At 61.6% G+C, this 19,257-nt stretch carries 17 protein-coding genes, 3 tRNA genes and 1 pseudogene; 13 read left to right on the top strand and 8 right to left on the bottom strand.

Features of this window, described 5'->3' with window-relative positions; genetic code table 11:
- Position 1: 1 nt before the first annotated feature.
- Genes GAL01_RS10620 through GAL01_RS10630 form a run of 3 tightly spaced genes read right to left on the bottom strand, consistent with a single transcriptional unit; the run spans position 2 to position 3,745 of the window.
- On the bottom strand, positions 2–1,264 hold the full coding sequence (locus GAL01_RS10620; RefSeq protein ID WP_062028209.1) for a cation:dicarboxylate symporter family transporter: 1,263 nt from the start codon (positions 1,262–1,264) through the stop codon (positions 2–4).
- Positions 1,258–2,823 (bottom strand): gamma-glutamyltransferase family protein, encoded by a 1,566-nt coding sequence (locus GAL01_RS10625; protein WP_099253248.1) that lies wholly within the window; start codon positions 2,821–2,823, stop codon positions 1,258–1,260. Before GAL01_RS10625 ends, GAL01_RS10620 begins: the two co-directional genes overlap by 7 nt.
- A 37-nt stretch (positions 2,824–2,860) precedes the next feature.
- Positions 2,861–3,745: a LysR family transcriptional regulator gene (locus tag GAL01_RS10630; protein WP_062028235.1), complete on the bottom strand. Its 885-nt coding sequence runs from the start codon at positions 3,743–3,745 to the stop codon at positions 2,861–2,863.
- A gap of 102 nt (positions 3,746–3,847) precedes the next feature.
- Here GAL01_RS10630 and GAL01_RS10635 point away from each other — a divergent pair, with 102 nt between their 5' ends.
- A complete protein-coding gene (locus GAL01_RS10635; RefSeq protein WP_062028207.1) occupies positions 3,848–5,083 on the top strand; it encodes an allantoate amidohydrolase in 1,236 nt (411 codons plus the stop codon).
- A complete protein-coding gene (locus GAL01_RS10640; protein ID WP_062028205.1) occupies positions 5,080–6,312 on the top strand; it encodes a pyridoxal-phosphate-dependent aminotransferase family protein in 1,233 nt (410 codons plus the stop codon). Before GAL01_RS10635 ends, GAL01_RS10640 begins: the two co-directional genes overlap by 4 nt.
- Positions 6,313–6,364: 52 nt before the next feature.
- On the opposite strand, the pseudogene GAL01_RS10645 reads toward GAL01_RS10640, so the two are convergent.
- Positions 6,365–6,532 (bottom strand): annotated as a pseudogene (locus GAL01_RS10645) (plasmid stabilization protein); the annotation flags it as partial.
- A gap of 170 nt (positions 6,533–6,702) precedes the next feature.
- Here GAL01_RS10645 and GAL01_RS10650 point away from each other — a divergent pair.
- The 5 genes from GAL01_RS10650 (at position 6,703) to GAL01_RS10670 (ending at position 11,812) form a co-directional block, all read left to right on the top strand.
- Positions 6,703–7,629, top strand: a complete 927-nt coding sequence (locus tag GAL01_RS10650; protein WP_062028203.1) for a 2-hydroxyacid dehydrogenase — start codon at positions 6,703–6,705, stop codon at positions 7,627–7,629.
- 79 nt (positions 7,630–7,708) lie between these two features.
- Positions 7,709–7,784 (top strand) — tRNA-Thr (locus tag GAL01_RS10655).
- A 243-nt stretch (positions 7,785–8,027) separates the two neighbouring features.
- Positions 8,028–9,512 carry a paraquat-inducible protein A gene (locus tag GAL01_RS10660; RefSeq protein ID WP_062028201.1) on the top strand — a complete coding sequence of 495 codons (1,485 nt, stop codon included), beginning with the start codon at positions 8,028–8,030 and terminating at the stop codon, positions 9,510–9,512.
- Positions 9,509–11,191, top strand: coding sequence for a PqiB family protein (locus GAL01_RS10665; RefSeq protein WP_062028199.1), 1,683 nt, complete (start codon positions 9,509–9,511; stop codon positions 11,189–11,191). The genes GAL01_RS10660 and GAL01_RS10665 overlap by 4 nt, the downstream gene beginning before the upstream one ends.
- A 3-nt stretch (positions 11,192–11,194) precedes the next feature.
- Positions 11,195–11,812, top strand: a complete 618-nt coding sequence (locus GAL01_RS10670) for a PqiC family protein (RefSeq protein ID WP_062028197.1) — start codon at positions 11,195–11,197, stop codon at positions 11,810–11,812.
- 83 nt (positions 11,813–11,895) lie between these two features.
- Here the strand turns inward: GAL01_RS10670 and nusG are convergent, their stop codons facing one another.
- From nusG to GAL01_RS10685, 3 genes are all read right to left on the bottom strand, one after another.
- Entirely contained in the window at positions 11,896–12,426 is a 531-nt protein-coding gene (nusG, locus tag GAL01_RS10675; RefSeq protein ID WP_062028195.1) for a transcription termination/antitermination protein NusG, read from the bottom strand.
- 9 nt (positions 12,427–12,435) lie between these two features.
- On the bottom strand, positions 12,436–12,690 hold the full coding sequence (secE, locus tag GAL01_RS15800) for a preprotein translocase subunit SecE (RefSeq protein WP_208611655.1): 255 nt from the start codon (positions 12,688–12,690) through the stop codon (positions 12,436–12,438).
- A 62-nt stretch (positions 12,691–12,752) separates the two neighbouring features.
- A tRNA-Trp gene (locus GAL01_RS10685) sits at positions 12,753–12,829 on the bottom strand.
- A 171-nt stretch (positions 12,830–13,000) separates the two neighbouring features.
- Between GAL01_RS10685 and GAL01_RS10690 the strand changes: the two genes are divergently transcribed.
- Positions 13,001–13,074 (top strand) — tRNA-Gly (locus tag GAL01_RS10690).
- Positions 13,075–13,102: 28 nt separating this feature from the next.
- On the opposite strand, the gene GAL01_RS10695 is transcribed toward GAL01_RS10690, so the two are convergent.
- A complete protein-coding gene (locus tag GAL01_RS10695; RefSeq protein ID WP_062028192.1) occupies positions 13,103–13,639 on the bottom strand; it encodes a cupin domain-containing protein in 537 nt (178 codons plus the stop codon).
- A gap of 351 nt (positions 13,640–13,990) precedes the next feature.
- Here GAL01_RS10695 and atpH point away from each other — a divergent pair, with 351 nt between their 5' ends.
- The 5 genes from atpH to atpC are packed head-to-tail and all read left to right on the top strand — an operon-like array spanning position 13,991 to position 18,905.
- The gene (atpH, locus tag GAL01_RS10700; RefSeq protein ID WP_062028190.1) at positions 13,991–14,563 is read left to right on the top strand and encodes an ATP synthase F1 subunit delta; all 573 of its coding nucleotides are present in this window, start codon (positions 13,991–13,993) and stop codon (positions 14,561–14,563) included.
- Positions 14,563–16,098 (top strand): F0F1 ATP synthase subunit alpha, encoded by a 1,536-nt coding sequence (atpA, locus tag GAL01_RS10705; protein ID WP_062028188.1) that lies wholly within the window; start codon positions 14,563–14,565, stop codon positions 16,096–16,098. The genes atpH and atpA overlap by 1 nt, the downstream gene beginning before the upstream one ends.
- Before the next feature lie 9 nt (positions 16,099–16,107).
- Positions 16,108–16,998, top strand: coding sequence for a F0F1 ATP synthase subunit gamma (locus GAL01_RS10710; RefSeq protein WP_062028186.1), 891 nt, complete (start codon positions 16,108–16,110; stop codon positions 16,996–16,998).
- A gap of 22 nt (positions 16,999–17,020) precedes the next feature.
- Positions 17,021–18,484, top strand: a complete 1,464-nt coding sequence (atpD, locus tag GAL01_RS10715; RefSeq protein ID WP_062028184.1) for a F0F1 ATP synthase subunit beta — start codon at positions 17,021–17,023, stop codon at positions 18,482–18,484.
- Between the two features lie 4 nt (positions 18,485–18,488).
- A complete protein-coding gene (gene atpC / locus GAL01_RS10720; RefSeq protein ID WP_062028182.1) occupies positions 18,489–18,905 on the top strand; it encodes an ATP synthase F1 subunit epsilon in 417 nt (138 codons plus the stop codon).
- Positions 18,906–19,257: the final 352 nt, after the last annotated feature.

A 19,257-nucleotide genomic window follows, 5' to 3' on the forward strand; every position in this document is an offset into this window, starting at 1 on the left:
CTCAGGGCTGTTTCAGCGCCTCGGCCATGGCGGCATGGTCGAGGCGTTTTTCCCACGCGGCGATCAGGACCGGCGCCACGCAGTTACCGGCGAAATTGCCTACAGCCCGGGCGATCCCCACAAACCAGTCCACGGCCAGCAGCATGACCAGACTGCCGGGTGGAATGGAGGGAACGCTGGCCAGCGTCGCCGCCAGAACAACGATCGCAAAGCCCGGAATTCCGTGGGCGCCCTTGGACGTGATCAGTGCCGTCACCAGCAGGGTTGCGATCTGCCAGACCGTCAGATGCGTCCCGGTGGCATTGGCCAGAAAAATGACGGACAGGCCCAGATAGATCGACAGCGCATCCAGATTGAGCGAATACCCCGCAGGCACCACAATTCCGACGACCTGACGTTCGACGCCCAGCTTTTCGAGCTTGGTCATGAGGCTGGGCAGAACCGAATCGGACGCTGTGGTCGTGGCGACAATCAGCAGTTCTTCACGGAAATATCGTGCAAATCGCAGCGGGTTTACACCTGCGATCCGAAGGGCTCCCCCGAGCGCGCAGACGACAAATGCGCTGACCAGCAGGAAATACAGGATCGTAAATCCGGCCAGATGGCCGATTGTTCCGAGGCCATATCGTGCCGTGGTCGTCACCATTGCTCCGAAGACGCCCAGCGGAGCCACGCGGATGATAAGGCCCATCATGCGTGAAAACAGGTCGGACACGCTTTCGATCAGCCGGACCAGCGGCAGGCCCCGGTCTCCCATGCCGCTCAGGCAGCATCCGACAAAAATCGCGAAAACAAGGATCTGAAGCACATTGCCCTGCGCAAAGGCTTCGGCCGGGGTGTGCGGGACGAGCGAGAGCAGGAAGCCGCTGAAGCCTTCCGCGCGCAGGTTCTGGGCATGGCCGCCATAGGACGCGATCATCCGGGCGTCGCTCGCGGTGGGAACGAAGCCCACGCCCTGTCCGATTCCCAGCCCCATCGCCACCACGACCGCCACGACAAGCGCCACGGTGGTCATGAGTTCGAAATAGAGCATCGCGCATCCGCCAAGACGCCCTACCGTCTTCAGGGAGCCCGCGCCCAGAATGCCGAGCGTGACGATACAGAACAGCAGCGGTCCGACCGCCATGATGATGAGGCGCATGAACAGTGCTGTCATCCAGCCCACGTCATCCACAAGGAAAGGGCAGAACAGCCCGGCGCCAAGGCCCAGAACCGTCGCCAGCACGACCTGTGCGAACAGGCTTTCCGCAAAATACTTTACCATGCTGCAACAGCTCCGTCGCTCCGGGGGTCGGTCGCACCTTCGAGCCGTCCGTTCTCATGACGGACGAGCGCACCGGCGTGACCCATGATGATGGACTGGTCTTCAAGCGCCTCGACGACGTGCCCGGCCGTTTCAAGCTGCGACATCACATCCGGGCTGAAGCCGGGCTCCACCTTGAGCGACAGGCTCTCTTCCCCCCATGTTCGTCCGAGCAGCCAGCGGGGTCGGCGGATGGCCTCCTGAAGCGGAACGCCGTGGCGGACGTGACGGCTGAAGACCGCCGCCTGTGTCTGGGGCTGCCCTTCGCCGCCCATGGTGCCGTAAACCATCGTGCGTCCGTCGCGGAGCCGGGCCGCGGCCGGATTGAGCGTATGAAACGGCTTGGCGCCGGGTCGCAGGATGTTCCAGCCCGAATGGGCCAGACGGAAAGACGAGCCGCGATTCTGCCAGAACAATCCGCTCTGCGGCAGCATTACGCCGGAGCCGAACTCGAAATACAGGCTCTGGATCATGCTGACGGCCACGCCATTGCGGTCGATCGCGCCCATCCAGGTCGTGTCGCCCCACTGCGTCTGTTCCGTCCAGGGCATGGCATGAGTCATGGAAATCCGGGCGGTCATCGCCTCCAGCCGTGCCGGATCGGCGAGCAGGCTCCGGGCCAGCGCCTCGGAATGTTCGCTGCCATCCGTGTGTCTGTTGCGATAGAGAAACGACTGTTTGGTCGCCTCGACCAGCCCGTGGATGTGCGAAAAGCTCTCCGGCCCGTTGTCGCGGCTCAGATGATCCGAGAGCGCAAGGATTAGAAGCGATGCCACGCCCTGTGTGGGAGGCGCGGTGTTGTAGAGAGTGCCATCGCTCGTCTGGGCCTGAAGCGGTTCCTTGACCTCCGCCCGATGGGCCAGAAGATCCAGCGACCGGACCGGGCTGCCCGCCGCCGCCAGATCCGCCGCCAGACTGCGGGCGAGCGGGCCGTTATAGAAGCTCCGCAAGCCGTCCCGGTTCAGCATCCGCAGCGTTTGCGCCAGTTCCGGGGATTTGCGGATGCTTCCTGCCGTCCAGGGTTTGCCTTCAGGGAAGCAGATCCGCGCCAGTGTCGGGTCCGACATCAGTTCGTGCTGTTTCTGCGCGAGCAGGGCGCCTTCGCTTTCGGAAACCACGCGGCCATGTTCGGCGTAATGGATGGCGTCGCGGAGCAGACGGTCCAGCGGCAGGGGGTCGCGCAGTTCGGCGCTCAGTTCCAGCGCGGTTTCCCAGCCCGAAACCGTGCCCGCGACCGTATTGGCTGCAAGGCCGCCGCGCCAGGGAATGACGGTGTGCCCGGCTTCGGTATAGATCGCGTGTTCGGCACCCATCGCCAGCGCTCCGCAGGCGTCAATCGCCACGGTGCGGCCGTCCGGATGGCAGATCAGCCAGAACGCATCGCCGCCCAGCCCCGTCATGTGCGGATACACCACGGCCAGCGTGGATGCCGTGGCGACCACGGCCTCGATGGCCGTGCCGCCTTCGCGCAGGACATCCAGCCCCGCCTGACTGGCCAGATGGTGGGGCGACGTCACCATTCCGCCAAGAGCGTTGGGTGTGAGCATGGTTTCGTCCTTAAACTGGGAGGAGTTCGGGCTGAAGGCGCGGGACATGCGCGCACAGCGTCCGGATCAGCAGGTCTTCGGGGCCCTGCGCGGTCTGATGGCGGGTGGAGGCGATGAATTCCACCTGAGGCATGTCCGGCAGAAGGCCCGGGGCGCAATGCGGCAGATGTTCCACGTTTCGCAGAAACGCAGGCTGCGGGGTGACGCCATATCCCGCCCGGACAGCGGCCAGAAGCGCCCCGAGGCTGCCGCTGGTAAAGGCCAGATGCCACGCCCTTCCGCTCTTGTTGAGCGTCTCGATCGCCAGTCTGCGCGTGACGCTGCCATCTGGAAATGTGACGAGCGGAATGGACTGTTCGGCCGGAAATTCGGTACCGGCGGGGGCATACCAGCGCATGTCTTCGGTCCAGAGTTTCTGGCCGCGTGTTTCGGTCGTGCGCCGCATTCCGCACCAGACATCCAGCTCCCCCTGTTCCAGAAGATGCGCCAGATGAGCCGACAGCCCCACGGTCAGCGTGATCTGGAGGGAGGGGTGGGAGGCGCGGAATGTGCCGAGAATTTCGGGAAAGCGCGTCAGGAGCAGGTCTTCCGTCACACCCAGCCGGATCGTCCCGCGCGGCGCTTCCTGCCGGAAGCGGGACAGGATGCTGTCCTCGCACTGCAGAAGCTGCCGGGCCAGACCGATCAGCGCCATGCCGTCTTCGGTCAGACGCACGCTTTTGGTGCTGCGGGCCAGCAGGCGCGTGCCAAGCTGCTCCTCCAGCCGGCTGACATGCTGGCTGATGGTGGACTGGCTCACCCTCTGGCTCTGCGCGGCTGACGTGAAATGCAGCGTCTCCGCGACGGCGAGAAAGGATTGCAGATGGAACGGATCGAGATGCATCTGATCTTTCATGCCAATATGTGGGACCATATTTATTGGTAGGTCAACTTGATCTGATTCCGTTATGAGCGCAAAGTTCCCCTGCTTGACCCATCACCCCGGACAGGAGCCCCCATGACAGCCCACGGAGCCCGCGCCGTAGAGCGGTGCCGTATTCTCGCGGATGGTCCTTTCAGCGAGACGCCGGGCAGTCTGTTCCGATTCTGGCTCGGCCCTGCCTATCAGCGCACCCTCACACAGGTCGCAGAATGGATGGAAGAGGCCGGTCTGGGTACCCGTCTGGATGCTGCCGGCAGCCTTGTCGGACGCTACGAGGGGCTCGTGCCCGACGCTCCGGCCCTGATGATCGGCTCGCATCTCGATACCGTACGCAATGGCGGCGCGTTTGATGGCAATCTGGGCGTCATGCTGGGGATCGAGCTTGTTTCCGCCCTGAAAGAAGAGGGCATTCGCCTGCCATTCGCCATCGAAGTCATGGGGTTCGGGGATGAAGAGGGGTCCCGTTTTGCCGCCCCCATGATCTGCTCCCGCGCCATGGCCGGGCTGATCGGCTCCATTCCCGAAGGCATGACGGATTCGTCCGGCGTGACCATGGCCGAAGCCATGATCCGTTATGGTCTCGACCCCGGCCGCCTGAGTGAAGCCGCCCGTCGGCCGGATGAGCTGATCGCTTATATTGAGCCTCATATCGAACAGGGCCCGGCGATCGAGAGCGTGGACGGAGAAATTGGCGTCGTCACCGCCATTGCCGCCCAGACCCGCCACCGGGTGACCGTCACCGGCCAGTCCGACCATGCGGGTACGACGCCCATGACCATGCGTCAGGACGCTCTGACAGCGGTTGCCGAAATGATCCTCGCTGTTGAACGTAATGGCCGGTCCGGAGGGGCCACGCAGGTCGCCACGGTCGGTCAGGTTGAGGTCGTGCCCAATACATCGAACGTCATCCCCGGCGAAGTTCGCTTCTCGCTCGACATGCGGGCTGAAACCGACGCCGCTCGGGATGCGATGGTGGAGGCCATCCGCGCGGATCTGCACGCCATCGCCGCCAGCCGTGGTGTCGGCATCACGTTCGACACGCCGCAGGTCCTGCCTGCCGCTGCCTGCGCGCCCGAACTTGTGGAGGGCCTGTCCCGGGCTGTGACGACCGTGACCGGCCGTCCGGCCCAGCGCGTTCTCAGCGGTGCGGGGCATGATGCCATGGCCATGGTCGATCTGTGTCCGATGGGCATGCTGTTCATTCGCAGCCCCGGCGGCCTCAGCCATCACCCCGATGAAACTGTTCGTGTGGGAGACGTCGAGCTCGCCCACCGCGCCCTGCTTGCCTTCGTCAAGGAGTTCCAGTCATGAGCCAGCCCTCAACTTACGCACAGCTCGACCCGCCGTCCCGCCTGCTGATGGGGGCGGGGCCAACCAACGTCCATCCGCGCATCCTGCGCGCCATGTCCTATGACGTGATCGGGCAGATGGATCCGGAAATGACCGCCTATATGGACGAGGTCATGGCCCTGTACCGCGAGGTCTTCCGCACGAAGAACCACTGGACGCTGCTCGTGAACGGCTCGGCCCGGTCGGCCATCGAAGCCGCTCTGGTGTCGCTGGTTTCGCCGGGCATGAAGGTCGTCATTCCGCGTTTTGGCCGCTTCGGCCTGCTGCTGACGGAAATCGTCCATCGCTGTGGCGGCATTCCGTGCACGGTGGATGTGGAGTGGGGGGAAGTTGTCGATCCGGCCCGCATCGAAGCCGCCATCATCGAACACAAGCCGGGTCTGGTCGCCTGTGTGCATGGTGACACGTCCACCACCACTGCCCAGCCGCTCAAAGAGATCGGCCGGATCTGCCGCAAACATGACGTGCTGTTTTATGTGGATGCCACTGCCACCCTCGGCGGCATGACGTTCGAGACCGACGCCTGGAATATCGACGTCGCTACGGCAGGGCTTCAGAAATGCCTGAATGGCCCTCCGGGTTCCGCGCCGATCACGCTGTCGGATCGTGCCGTCGCCGCCATTCTCAGGCGCCGTCACGACGAAGCGGGGATTGCCACCGGTCAGCCTCAGGGTGAGGGGCCGGTCATCCAGTCGAATTATTTCGATCTGGCGATGCTGATGAACTACTGGTCTCCGGCCCGGATGAACCATCATACCGAAGCGACCTCCATGCTCTACGCCGCGCGCGAGACGGCGCGTCTGGTCGTGGAAGAGGGCGTGGAGGCGCGCGTCGCGCGTCATGTCAGGGCAGGGCGCACCATGGTCGCCGGGCTGCGGGCCATGGGGCTGAAGGTCTATGGTGACGACACCACCCGCATGAGCAACGTCACTGGCGTCTGGGTGCCGGACGGCGTGGATAATGCCCGCATCCGCGAGCTGATGCGAGACGATTTCGGCATCGAAATCGTCTCGTCCTTTGGACCGCTGACCGGGAAAATCTGGCGCATCGGGGCAATGGGTCTCAACGCCCGCAAGGACAAGGTGCTTCTCACGCTGGCCGCGCTCGATTCCGTTCTGGCCGGCGAAGGCGTGACGCTGAATCGTGGTGCGGGCGTGGATGCCGCCCGTGCTGCCTGGGACGCGGCCTGAGCAATTTTCGGGCCGGAAACTCTATCCGGAAGCTCTATTTCGGATGATTCTTCCGGCCTGAACCACTTTTCTTTCCGCCGCCGTCGTCCTTGTTGACCGTGGCCCAGGCGCGGCGCTCCGCTTCCTTTTCGGAGATGCCGCGCTTTTCGTAGCTCTCCTCGATATGCTCCGCTTTGCGTTTCTGTTTGTCGGTATAGGCTGACTTGTCCCCACGAGGCATGATCCTGCCCTCCTGCATGAGATCCGGCCTTCTCTACGCCCGAACCCGGCACGCGTTCCCCGGTTCTGTGTCCCTACACAAACAGGTGTGAGGGCAGGGGAGCGGGCTTGATCCGAATCCCGCATGGCGCGACCATCTCCGGACATATTTCCGGTCGGAGAACACGCAGAATGTCGCTCGTCTTCCATCAAACGCCCGAACGCGCCGCCATCTGGCGAGAGAAATTCGCCAGCGCCCGACCGGACATGCCGTTTCATGTCTGGCCTGAAACCGGCCCGAAAGAGGATGTCCGCTATCTCGTGGCGTGGAAGACGCCGGACGATCTCGCCACGCTTTTTCCCAATCTCGAGGTTTTGTTTTCGCTGGGCGCGGGAATCGACCAGCTTAACCTGGCCAATATTCCCCCCGGTGTGCAGATCATCCGCATGGTGGAGAACAGTCTGGTTGAGGGCATGATCGAATATGTCCTGTGGGCGGTTTTCTCCTGCCACCGTGACATGTTCCGCTATGCCCGGCAGCAGCGTGAGCATGTCTGGAACGGTTCGCACAACCGGCCTGCGAGGCTCTATCGCGTCGGTGTCATGGGAATGGGAGAACTGGGCAGCCCCGTTCTGGAGAAGCTCGTCGCCCTCGGATATGACTGCCGGGGCTGGAGCCGCAGCCGCCGGGAGGTCGCGGGCGTGACATCCTTTGCCGGAGAAGCGGAGCTGGACGAGTTTCTGGCGCAGACCGACATTCTGGTCTGCCTTGTCCCGCTCACGGAAGCTACACGCGGCATCCTCAACAGCAACCTGTTCGAAAAACTGCCGAAAGGCGCGTGCATCATCAACTGCGGACGCGGCGGCCATCTGGTGCAGGACGATCTGATCCCGGCTCTCGACAGTGGTCAGCTGTCACAAGCGGTTCTCGATGTCGCCACGCCCGAACCGTTGCCCGCCGAACACCCGTTCTGGGATCATCCCCGCATTTTCCTGACACCGCATATCGCCAGCGCCGCACAGTCGGACAGCGCGGCCGAGGTCGTTCTGGCCAATCTGCGCCGCTACGAAGCCGGCGAGTCCATGACCGGCGTCATCGACACAGGACGCGGTTACTGAAGATGCGGGCCGGTTTTTGCATTTTCCGGCTTGCCAACCCCGAAGGGCTCGGTTAGAACGCGGCCACCTTGATGGGTGCGCCGGTGTAGCTCAGCTGGTAGAGCACGTCATTCGTAATGATGGGGTCGGGAGTTCGAATCTCTTCACCGGCACCATCAAGGTCTTCTCAAAATTCCGGATCGCAAAGTCCACTGTCCATATTCAGGACGGGGCCGGAATTTTGATGTTCCGAACCCGGATCTTCATATTTTTTCAAAATATTGCCGATACGATCGGCTTCCTTATGGGCAATCCGCCTGCGATGGGATTACGGTAAGTGTCGATTTCCCGATGCAGAGGACTGCCCGGAGGAGGGCAGACTGTCAAAAGACGGCTCCCTGCGCTAGGTTAGGAGCCCGATGTCTGACCGTTTCCATAAACGGCTGTGGCGCAATGCCGTCAGCTTCTCCCGCAGTCAGGAGCCCCACGCCTCCATCCACGCGGTGGAAGGCCTGCGTGAATGCCCGACCTGCGGCCTTTTCCAGCATGTTCCGCGCCTTAAGCCTGGTCATCTGGCGGAGTGTCTGCGCTGCGGTTGCCAGCTTGCGCGCCGTCGCAAGACATCCCTGATCGGCGCCCCGGCCGCCTTCTGCATCACATCCGCCGCGCTTTACGCCACTCTCCTCATCAGTTCTCTCATGACGCTGAATGTCTATGGGCGCGAAAATACCGTCTCCCTCATGAGCGGTCCGATCGAACTCGGGCATCAGGGGTACGGCATGATTGGCGTTCTCGTGGGTCTGGTGACAGTCCTGATGCCCGGCGTCATCATCGCCCTGATGGCGGCCATCCTGTATGGAGCCTCCCGTCCGCAGATGCCGGACTGGACCCCGCGTCTTCTCACCTGGTATGACCGCCTGCGTGGCTGGTCGATGGTGGAAGTCTATGTCCTCGGCGTGCTCGTGGCTTACACCAAGCTCGTTGACCTTGCGCTCGTCATCCTTCAGCCTGGTGTTTACCTTCTGGGTGGTCTGATGCTCAGCATGGCCGCCGTGGATTCCACGTTCGACGCCGAGCGGATCTGGCGCAGCCGCGACATCCGCCCTACGCTTGAAGGCCATCACGGACACCGTCTGGATGTCGCGCATCTGGATGCCCGCAACGGCGTTGTTCCGCCCGTGGAAAACATGCTCTCCTGCCATGCCTGTGATCTGGTGCTGGCCTTCGATCATGCCGTGCCGCAGGAGCAGGACATGGGTGACTGCCCGCGATGCGGACAGATCCTGCGTCGGCGCAAACCGCAGAGCCTCATCTCGGCCACCTGTCTTCTGGTGGCAGGTGTCGTGTTCTACCTGCCGGCCAATCTCCTGCCGGTCATGACCTATACCAAGGTGGGGCAGGGAGCCCCCAGCACCATCATCAGCGGTGTGATCGAGTTGTGGCAGGCGGGAATGATCCCGCTTTCCCTTCTGGTGCTCTTTGCCAGTATCACCGTGCCGGTCCTCAAGATCGTTGCCCTGACCATCATGATCATCGGCACCCGGCTCGGCTCCCGCTGGCACCTGCGCAATCTCTCGAAGCTTTACCGGCTCGTCGTCATCATCGGCCGCTGGTCGATGATCGACGTCTTCATGATTTCCATCCTCGTTGCCGTCGTGCATTTCGGTTTTCTGGCCAATGTCACGGCCGATCCGGGGATGGTATGCTTTGCTCTGGTCGTGATCCTGACCATTTTCGCGGCAGAGCTTTTCGATCCCCGCAGCATGTGGGATGCAGCCGGTCTCAATGGCGTGGTCGCACCTCCTCTGGCGGATGGGACGCCCCCTGAGACAGAGTCTCCGACCGCGCCTGTTCCGCAACTGCCTTCTTCTGACCCAAACGACATGGAGCCTGAACGCGCGTGAGCGATTCCCGAAACAACCGGGGGGAGCAGCCGGTCTCGCCCAAGGAAGCCCCGGTGCGCCGCACCCGTTTCTCTCTCATTCTGCTGATTCCCGTGGTGGCCATTCTCATCGCCGGATGGCTGGCGTGGGAGCATTTCGCCACGCGTGGTCCCGAAATCACCATCACGTTTGAAACGGCGGATGGCCTCACACCTGGCCAGACGCAGGTGAAAAACAAGGCCGTGACGCTTGGCACCGTGCAGGACATCACCCTGAGCGACGACATGAAACATGTTGACGTGACAGTGCAGATGAACGCCAACAGCGCCCATATCCTCACCGACCACACCCGTTTCTGGGTTGTGCGCCCGCGCATCAACGGCGCCAGCATCACCGGCCTCGATACGCTGTTCTCGGGAGCCTATATCGCTCTGGATCCAGGGACGGATGACGGCCACTACCAGAAATTCTTCAAGGGACTGGAATCGCCGCCTGGCGTCCGTTCGGACCAGCCGGGCGAGACCTTCTGGCTGGTGTCTCCCTCACTGGGATCGCTCGGCCCGGGCTCGCCGGTCTTCTTCCGCGATCTTCAGGTGGGTGAGGTGCTCGGCTACACGATGCCGCCGGGTGGCAAAGGGCCGATCGTCATTCAGGCTTTCGTCAAAGCGCCTTACGATCACTATCTGCGGACGGACAGCCGTTTCTGGAACGTCTCGGGCGTTCAGGTCGGTCTTGGTGCGGGAGGGCTGAAGGTCCAGCTCAAATCGCTTCAGGCCCTGTTCTCCGGCGGCATTGCCTTTGGTCTGCCCGAGCAGCGCCTTGCCATCGACGTGCCCAATGCTCCAGCCAATTCCGTCTTCAAGCTCTATGCCAGCGAGGCCGATGCCGATAACGCCCGCTATCACAAACACCTGCGGGTCGTGACCTACATCAACTCCTCCGTCAAAGGTCTGACGAACGGTAGTCAGGTGACGATGTTCGGTCTTCAGATTGGCACCGTCACGGATGTCCGTCTCCTCCTTCAGGGGCCGACGAAGCTGCCTCGTGTCCGCGTGGATATGGAGCTTGAGCCCGAGCGTATGCTGTCGAACTGGGATGAGCGGGTCGAGAACAGCAAGGATGCGCCGGTTGAGAAATATCTTCAGTCTTTCGTGGCCGAAGGGATGCGCGCCTCAGTTCAGAGCGCCAGCTTCCTGACGGGCGAATCAATGATTGCCCTGCAATTCGTCAAAAGCGCGCCCGTCACTACTCTGACCTATGAAGGCGATGTCGCCGTTCTTCCAAGCCAGGCTGGCGGCATGGACGGGATCATGGAATCCGTCTCCACCATCACCGACAAGATCGCGGCAATGCCGCTGACCGAAATCGGTGGGCACGTGAACGATCTTCTGGCGCATGCGGATGGCCGTCTGAACAGTCCTGAAGTCACGCAGTCCCTCGCGGCTCTGCGCGATTCGCTCCAGAACCTGAACAGACTGACGAAAACCGCCAACCAGAACCTGCCGGAACTGATGAAGAGCCTTCAGAGTACGATGAACAGTGCGCAATCGGTTCTGGGGTCTTATGGCGGCGATACGGATTTCCACCGCAGCCTCCAGGGCATGATCGTCCAGTTGACCCAGATGTCGCGCTCCCTGCGCTTCCTCACGGATTATCTGGACCACCACCCCTCCGCTCTCATCACTGGCCGCAGGAACTGAGCCATGACACAGTCTTCGATGCCCCGCCTTCGTCTCCTGTCCCTGATGGGTGCTCTGGGAATGGCGGGCTTTCTCACGGCCTGCAGCAGTGATCCGACGCTCTATACGCTGGCTCCTGTGCCCGGAGTGGCACAGGCAGGCGGTCCTGTCGTAGTCGAGGTCCGGACGCCTGTTGTCAGCGGGCGGCTCGATCGTGACACGATTGTCAGGGCCAATGAGGATTACCAGACGCGGCTCGCAACCGGCACAAGCTGGAGCGAGGCGCTTCCGGACATGGTGGGTCACACGCTGACGGGCGATCTGGCCCAGCGCCTGCCGGGTACGACTGTTTTTGCCGAGAATGACGCGGTGAGCACGACGCCGTCAGCCTATGTCGAGCTGACCCTTCGTAATTTCGAAGCCGATTCGGCAGGCCATGCTCTCGTGACGGGTACGCTGTCGGTTCATCCGGCGGGGAAGATGATTGGTCCTGTGCTGACATCGCCGCTGGTCTGGCAGTCGCAGGACGTCGTGGCATCCAACACGACAAAGCTGACTGCGGCCCTGAGTCAGGGGGTAGCTGCGATTGCCGATCAGGCCGCCGAAAAGCTGCGTCTCCTTCCGCCCCCCCTCACGAACTGACGAGGCTTAGCAGAAGTCACAAACAAAAAAGGCTCCCGGAATGGGAGCCTTTTTTGTTGGAAGAACCGGCAGAAAGAAAAGCGTCAGAGCTTCTCAACCTGCGTGAAATCGAGGTCCACAGGGGTCGAGCGACCGAAGATGGAAACGCTGACCTTGAGGCGCTGACGCTCGTCGTCGACATCCTCGATCATGCCGGTGAAGGACGTGAACGGACCATCGGCAACGCGGATCTGCTCGCCAATCTCGAAAGAAAGGCTCGAACGGGGGCGTTCGACGCCTTCCTGTGCCTGCTTCATGATCCGGTCGGCTTCAGCAGCCGTAATGGGGGTCGGGCGGTTGCGGGTTCCGAGGAAGCCCGTGACCTTTGGAGTGTCCTTGACGAGATGCCAGGCTTCGTCCGTCAGTTCCATCTTGACGAGGACATAACCCGGAAAGAACTTGCGCTCCGCATTGACCTTACGGCCGCGGCGCATTTCCGTCACATCTTCGGAAGGGACAAGGATCTGTTCGAAATGGTCCGAAAGGCCCTTCTGTGCCGCCTGTTCCTGAATGTGACTCGCGATCTTTTTCTCGAATCCGGAATAGACGTGAACAACATACCAACGCTTCGCCATGGTGCGAACCTAGCCTCCGACGCCAAAAAGTCCGCGGACGCCAAGGCCGATCAGCTGGTCCACGATGAAGAAGAAGATGCAGGTCACGGTTACCATGACCAGCACGGCACCTGACGTGATCAGGGTGTTGCGACGGGTCGGCCACGTGACGCGCTTCGCTTCGGCGCGGACGTCACGGACGTAAGCGACCAGATTGAAGCCGGATCCGTTCTTTTGAGGCGCTGTCTTCCGCGACTCGTCTTTCGGGGTACTGACCGACACCATCGTCCTCGAATCAAGTGAAAGTCCCGCTCCCGGTGTCGGGGGGGACATCCGGCGAGAAGGAGTGGCAGGGGCGGAGGGTCTCGAACTCTCAACCTCCGGTTTTGGAGACCGGCGCTCTAGCCAATTGAGCTACACCCCTATCGTCGTGCAGGGCGTCTTGCGAACGTCATGCCAGCGACAGTGGCCGCAAAAGAGAATGTTCAGGACTAAAAGTCAAGTGCCCTGAAGATCTTTGTTGTGGAATTTCCATTTTGGATTTTCCCCTCTTGCGGGTTCGGCAGGAGATGGAGTAAGGACACTCCCAATCAGGGCGGGCGTAGCATAGTGGTAATGCAGTAGCCTTCCAAGCTTCTTAGGAGGGTTCGATTCCCTTCGCCCGCTCCAGATTTCCTTAAAATCCAGCTCTTCTATTTCACTGCCACTGGCAGGGAATATGAGATGGCGCGGCATCTCCGAACTGGAGAACCTGAAGCGCTACGGCTGCGTCGCCGACATTTCCTGACAGATGACCCTTGGGGTCCGAACCGTGAGCGATCGGCGCCACGTCCTCGCTGAGCAGGATGTCGCCCGGATTCAGCTCGACGCTGGTTCCGTCCATGGCCTTGACGAAATAGATCCCCGAAAGCGGCACGATCCACTGAACCTGATGGCTTTCGCTCCATCCCCCTTTCCAGTGCGGAGGCTGAACGCGCAGCGTCACGCTCGCCGGCCCGTCATGGGGGCTGCTGAACATGATTTTGTCACCACCTGGTGTGATCGAGTCTTCATGGAAGGTCGACATCTTGCACTTGGTCAGATGCGTGGTGCCCTGCGGATCGGTCCAGTTGTCCCAGTAGGAGATGGTGGGAAAGGAAGGTTTGTCTTCGATGGGAGCCGCGTGGGCCGCTGTGTCCAGCGCGGAAACCGACAGGGCGCCGAGCAGGAGAAAAAAGCGCTTCTGGATGGACATCGAATCTCCGTTGTTTCGTGTTGGGGTTTTGTGTCGCGGGTTTTCGCGGAGAGGCCGCGGGGCGGACGAAAATTATCCGGAAAGCTGCCGTGAAACGCCCGTCATGCCAGTTCGGGCGCATAAAACGCAAACCCGGGCCACGATCCTCATGTCTGACAGGCCTATTTGCGATCCTCTTGGTTGCGCAGGGCTGGGACAGCGTGCTAGAGGCGGCGCCAAGTGGAGGACCGGGTTTCAGACGAATCCTGCGCAGGGACGTGTATGCCCGGTCCGGACAGTTTTGATGCAAGGAACCGGATAAGCCGGTTCCGGCCGCACTCTGCGGCGGATTTAGTGAGACGGAACACGCGTGTGACGGTGACACAGGTGCCGCAGGTTGGACAGACAGGGGGCTTGGCCCAGCGCTACGCCCGTGCGCTTTATGATCTTGCTTCGGAGCAGGGGAATCTTCCCGATGTTCTGGGTGAAGTGAAGGCGCTGCGTACCGCCATTTCCGAAAGCGACGACCTGCGGAAATTCCTGGCTGACGCCCGGATGGACATCCGCCAGGGTCAGACGGTTTCGAATGTCCTGATGTCGAAGCTCGGCTTTGGAGACGTCCTCCGCCGGTTCGTCGGCGTCATCGCCGAAAACCGTCGCCTGCCTGATCTTGCATCCATTCTGGACGGTGTTCTGGCGCTTGATTCCGCCCTGCGTGGCGAAGTCGTGGCCGAAGTCCGCTCCGCACAGCCTCTTAATGACACGCAGCGCAGCCAGCTTCAGGTCCGACTGGCCGAAGCCGGCTACAGCCGCGTGTCCATGACCGAACATACGGACGCTGCCCTCCTTGGTGGCATGACCGTACGGATCGGTTCCACACTCTTTGATACTTCGATCGCCGGGCGCCTGACCCGCCTGCAGAACGCCATGAAGGGAGCCGCGTGATGGATATCCGTCCCGCCGAGATTTCGGACATCCTCAAGCAGCAGATCGCGTCTTTCGACCAGGTCGAGACCGTTTCCGAAACGGGAACGGTCCTGTCCATCGGCGACGGCATCGCCCGCGTCTACGGCCTGAACAACGTCATGGCCGGTGAAATGGTCGAGTTCGAAGGAACCGGCCTCAAGGGCATGGCCCTGAACCTCGAAGCCGACAATGTCGGTGTGGTTCTGTTCGGTGACGGCGACGGCATCCGCGAGGGCGACACCGTCCTGCGTACGAAGTCCGTGGTTGAAGTTCCAGTCGGCAAGGGCCTGCTCGGACGCGTGGTTGACGGTCTGGGTAACCCGATCGACGGCCGTGGCCCGCTGACGGACGTTGAATACCGCCGCGCCGAAGTGAAAGCTCCCGGCATTATGCCGCGCCAGTCGGTCAGCGAGCCGATGCAGACGGGCATCAAGGCCATCGACGCTCTCGTTCCCATCGGACGTGGCCAGCGTGAGTTGATCATCGGTGACCGCCAGACGGGCAAGACCGCGATCCTGATCGACACCATTGTCGCCCAGAAGCCGGTCAATGCCGAAGGTGACCCGAAGAAGTCCCTGTACTGCATCTACGTCGCCATCGGTCAGAAGCGTTCCACGGTGGCCAACCTGGTCCGCACGCTGACCGAGCATGGCGCGATGGAATACTCCATCGTTGTTGCCGCTACGGCCTCTGATGCGGCTCCGATGCAGTATCTCGCACCGTACACGGCCTGCGCCATGGGTGAGTACTTCCGTGACAACGGCATGCACGCTCTTGTCTGCTACGACGATCTGTCCAAGCAGGCTGTGGCGTACCGTCAGATGTCCCTTCTGCTTCGTCGTCCGCCGGCACGTGAAGCATTCCCGGGTGACGTGTTCTACCTGCACTCCCGTCTTCTGGAGCGTGCGGCCAAGATGTCCGACGCCAATGGCGGCGGCTCCCTGACGGCCCTGCCGGTCATTGAGACACAGGCTGGCGATACGGCTGCCTACATCCCGACCAACGTGATCTCCATCACCGACGGTCAGATCTTCCTTGAGACGGATCTGTTCTACAAGGGTATCCGCCCGGCCGTGAACGTCGGTGGTTCGGTGTCTCGCGTGGGTTCCGCAGCCCAGATCAAGGCGATGAAGCAGGTTGCCGGCAAGATCAAGCTGGAGCTGGCACAGTATCGTGAAATGGCTGCATTCTCGCAGTTTGCTTCCGACCTGGATGCCGCAACCCGCAAGCAGCTGGATCGCGGCGCCCGTCTGGTAGAGCTGCTGAAGCAGCCCGAGACGTCCCCGCTGCCCGTCGAAGAGCAGGTTGTTGTTCTTTACGCCGGTACGCGTGGCTACGTTGATCCGATCGCCGTGGACAAGGTTGTGGCCTACGAAGCCGCTCTCCTGTCCGAGCTGCGCGGTGCGGGCTCTGACATCCTGACGGCCATTCGCAATGACCGCCAGATCAAGCCGGAGACGGAAGGCAAGCTCAAGGAGCTGCTCGAAGCATTCGGCAAGCGCTTTTCGGCCTGAGGATAGCCCATGGCTTCGCTGAAGGAACTGCGTGGACGGATCACGGGCGTCAAATCGACGCGCAAGATCACGAACGCGATGAAAATGGTTGCAGCCTCCAAGCTGCGACGCGCCCAGATGCAGGCCGAAGCGGCTCGCCCCTATGCCGACGCCATGCGTCGCATGATGGCAGAGCTGGCGACGGCGACCCGTGGTGAGGACGCGACAAGCCTGCCGCGCCTTCTCGCGGGAACGGGCAAGGACCAGACCCATCTCGTGGTGGTGCTGACCTCTGACCGTGGCCTTGCTGGCGGCTTCAACGCCAATATCGTCCGCAGTGCCCGTCAGCTGGTCGATACGCTGGTATCGGAAGGCAAGACGGTCCGCATCCTGCCGGTCGGCCGCAAGGGGGCAGATATCCTCGTGCGTCACTATCCGGACATGGTCGTTGACCGTCTGGCCGGAACCGAAGGCAAGGATGTCGGGTTCGACAAAGCTTTCGATATCGGCAGCCGGATCGTCACCATGCTGGAAGCGGACGAGATCGACCGCTGCACGCTGGTCTATAACCGCTTCCTTAATGCCATGACGCAGGTTCCGGTCCAGGCACCTCTGGTTCCGCTCGCGGTTCCCGAGAACGACAATGCCGCTCCGGATGCCGACACGGCCCAGTACGAATTCGAGCCGGACGAGACGACGCTTCTGACGCAGCTTCTGCCGCGCAACCTTCAGGTCCAGATCTTCTCGGCCCTGCTGGAAAGTGCTGCTGGCGAGCAGGGCGCGCGCATGACCGCGATGGACAATGCCAGCCGTAACGCCAGCAAGGCCATCGACCGTTTGTCGCAGAAGTACAACCGTACGCGTCAGGCCAACATCACCAACGATCTGATCGAAATCATCTCCGGCGCAGAAGCCGTTTGAGATCACGCAGGAGACGAATTTGATGTCTGAAACCCTTACCCCTTCTGCCGGAGCTGCCAACAACGTGGTCGGCCGCGTCACCCAGGTGCGCGGCCCCGTCGTGGACGTGCAGTTCGAAGGCGATCTTCCCTTCATCCTGAACGCCCTGCACGTCCAGAACGGCGATCACACGCTGGTTCTGGAAGTTGCGCAGGAAATCGGCGAGCGCCAGGTCCGCTGCATCGCCATGGACACGACCGACGGTCTGGTCCGTGGCGCTGAAGTCCGTGACACGGGCACGCAGATCATGGTTCCGGTTGGTCCGGCAACGCTCGGCCGTATCCTGAACGTCGTTGGTGAGCCCATCGACGAGCGCGGCCCGATCAGCAGCGAACTGCGCTTCCCGATCCACCGTCCGGCCCCGGCTTTCGAAGACCAGGCCGCTGCGTCCGAAATCCTCGTGACCGGCATCAAGGTCGTCGATCTGCTTTGCCCGTACCTCAAGGGTGGTAAGATCGGCCTGTTCGGTGGCGCCGGCGTCGGCAAGACGGTCATCATTCAGGAACTCATCAACAACATCGCGAAAGCCCATGGTGGCGTGTCCGTCTTCGCCGGTGTCGGTGAGCGTACGCGTGAAGGTAACGACCTGTATTTCGAAATGCAGGACGCAGGCGTCATCAAGATCGCTGAAGATGGCTCGACCGAAGGTTCCAAGGTTGCGCTGGTCTATGGCCAGATGAACGAGCCGCCGGGAGCCCGTTCGCGCGTCGCCCTGACGGGCCTGTCGCTTGCCGAATACTTCCGTGACGAAGAAGGCCAGGACGTCCTCTTCTTCGTGGACAACATCTTCCGCTTCACGCAGGCCGGTTCCGAAGTCTCCGCACTTCTGGGCCGTATCCCGTCCGCAGTGGGTTACCAGCCGACGCTGGCCACCGAAATGGGCGCCCTGCAGGAGCGTATCACGTCCACGAAGAAGGGCTCCATCACGTCCGTTCAGGCCGTGTATGTCCCTGCCGACGATCTGACCGATCCGGCGCCTGCCGCCACCTTCGCGCATCTTGATGCAACGACGGTTCTGAACCGTTCGATCGCGGAAATGGGCATCTATCCGGCTGTTGATCCGCTGGATTCCACGTCCCGTTCGCTCGATCCGAAGATCGTTGGTGAAGAGCACTATCAGGTTGCGCGCCAGGTTCAGCAGACCCTTCAGACCTACAAGGGCCTGCAGGACATCATTGCGATCCTTGGCATGGACGAACTGTCCGAAGACGACAAGAAGATCGTTGGCCGCGCCCGTCGCATCCAGCGCTTCCTGTCCCAGCCGTTCCACGTGGCCGAAGTCTTCACGGGCGCCCCGGGCAAGCTGGTGTCTCTGGAAGATACGATCCGTTCCTTCAAGGCTGTCGTGGCTGGCGAGTACGATCACCTGCCGGAAGGCGCTTTCTACATGGTCGGTGACATCGACGAGGCCGTTGCGAAGGCCGAGAAGATGAAGCAGGAGGCCTGATCCGATGCCGCTTCGCATCGAGATCGTCAGCCCGGAAAAGCGCCTTGTCGAACGTGACGTCGACATGGCCGTGGTCCCGGGCATGGAAGGCGATATTGCAGCCATGCCGGACCGCGCACCGCTGATGCTTCAGCTGCGGGGCGGCGTTGTGGGCCTTTATCAGGGTGACAAGATCGTTGACCGTTACTTCGTGACGGGCGGTTTTGCCGATATGGGCGCTGATCACTGCACCATTCTGGCCGATTCCGCACAGCTCATGAGTGAGCTGTCCGTGGACGAGGCCAAGAGCCGTCTGCGGGATCTGGAAAGCCGATGGGCCGAAATCGGTCCGAACGACGTGGACATGCACGATCAGATCAGCCGTGAACTGCAATCGGTTCGCGCTGAACTGGAAGCTGTTCAGGAACACGGTCCGTCCTGAGCGGCCTTTTCAGATCAGGTTTGCAAAAACCCGCTTCATCGTAAGGTGAAGCGGGTTTTTCTTTGCCATTTCTCCAAGGCTTTTCTTTCGCAGGCTTGCCCCCATGCCTGAAATGACGCCGTGCTCAAACATCAGGCGTATTATCTGGGCGTGTATAGAAGCTCTTGGAAGGTGGGGAACTGGCTGCCTCTCCTCAGAAGCCTCGTAACTTAGCCTAAGGGTTTATTCCGCAGGCAAGAAAAGGCTTTCTCCCCAACAGCGCTATACGAAGCGTAAGACGCGATAGGACGCACCTCGGGGCCCTGACAGATGTTGAACGGGCGCCAAACTGGGCAATTCAAGGAAAACGACG

This window comes from Gluconobacter albidus (assembly GCF_002723915.1).
Lineage (GTDB): Bacteria > Pseudomonadota > Alphaproteobacteria > Acetobacterales > Acetobacteraceae > Gluconobacter > Gluconobacter albidus.